1 rRNA gene and 2 pseudogenes are annotated in these 1,545 nt (G+C 41.0%); all 3 read left to right on the top strand.

The window, feature by feature from the left end:
• Window position 1: 1 nt before the first annotated feature.
• Window positions 2-116, top strand: a 5S ribosomal RNA gene (gene rrf, locus HX743_RS16025).
• 284 nt (window positions 117-400) lie between these two features.
• Window positions 401-949, top strand: a pseudogene (locus HX743_RS16020) (MFS transporter); the annotation flags it as partial.
• 87 nt (window positions 950-1,036) lie between these two features.
• Window positions 1,037-1,545 (top strand): annotated as a pseudogene (gene istA, locus HX743_RS16015) (IS21-like element ISAba8 family transposase); the annotation flags it as partial.

Below are 1,545 nucleotides of genomic sequence, written 5' to 3'. Positions count from 1 at the left end.
TGCTGGCGACCATAGCAAGAGTGAACCACCTGATCCCTTCCCGAACTCAGAAGTGAAACCTCTTCGCGCTGATGGTAGTGTGGGGTTACCCATGTGAGAGTAAGTCATCGCCAGCTCATTATTCAAACACCCTCAACTAGCGTTGGGGGTGTTTTTTTATGGGAGAAAGAAAATATTAAGAAGAATAATCACATTTTATTGTGTTTAAAACAACAATAAACCCATAATTAATAAAATGTTTTAGACTAATGTTGAATTTTTATTTTTTGTGTTTTGTGTGAAAGTTACACAATCTACTTGAATAGCAAAAGTGGACATGGATGACTGATAAAAATGAAAGTCTTCACTGTAAAAATTGCTATTCAAGCTTACTGAAACACAAACTCACAGGAGGTGAGGAATGGCACATCAAGCAATTAACGTGAATGATGTCATCGATCACGCAAAATTCAAACCATTTCATTTCAATGTCGTGGCATGGTGTCTACTGATCATTTTATTTGATGGCTATGACTTGGCAATTAATGGGGTCGTTTTACCCTTATTGATGGATGAGTGGGGCTTGAGTGCTGTTCAGGCGGGGATGCTCGCGAGTACTGCATTGGCAGGTATGATGTTTGGCGCGATGATTTTTGGTTCTTTGGCCGATAAAATTGGTCGTAAGAAAGTCATCATGATCTGTATCGTTCTGTTTAGTGGTTTAACCTTTGCAGGTGGCTTCGCCTCTAATCCAACTGAGTTTGCGATTTTACGTTTCTTGGCGGGTTTAGGCATTGGTGGTGTAATGCCAAACCTTGTGGCCCTAACTTCTGAATATGCACCTAAAACCATGCGTAGCACCTTAGTGACTACTATGTTTAGTGGTTATGCTGTAGGTGGTGTAATGGCAGCCTTACTTGGCTCATGGTTTACCCCAAGTTTTGGCTGGGAAATCATGTTCTTTATTGCTGTTAGCGGCAGTGTAAAAATGACCCCCTAATGGCATTTAAAAACTGACCCCCTTGGTTAATATAGCGGTCATTTTGGACTGCTCAACATGTTAACTTTGGAGCAAGCAGTGACAATCCAAATACTTCATCAACAAGGTAAATCTATTAAAGCCATTAGTCGTGAACTGGGGGTGTCCAGAAATACCGTACGTAAATATTTACGGCAAAACACCACACCTCAGTATCAGCGTATACAGCCTAGAATAAGTATCCTTGACCCATACAAACCCTATTTACTCCAACGTGTAAACGCAGCTCATCCTGAATGGATTCCTGCTGTTGTGCTCTACCAGGAAATTTTAAGGTTGGGATATCCAGGAAAGATCAGGATATTGAGGGAATATCTTGCAACATTAAAACCAGTTGCTAAACCAGAACCGATCATTCGTTTTGAAACCCAACCTGGCCAACAAATGCAGGTGGATTTCACGACAATTCGACGCAACAACACGACTTTAAAAGCTTTTGTCGCAACATTAGGGTATTCCAGAGCGACTTTCGTGAAATTTTATGATCATGAACGTACGGATGCATGGATCGATGGTCTAGAAAATGC

Source organism: Acinetobacter sp. Swhac1 (assembly GCF_013390985.1).
Classification (GTDB): Bacteria; Pseudomonadota; Gammaproteobacteria; order Pseudomonadales; family Moraxellaceae; genus Acinetobacter; species Acinetobacter towneri.
This window is presented reverse-complemented; position numbering and strand designations above follow the sequence as displayed.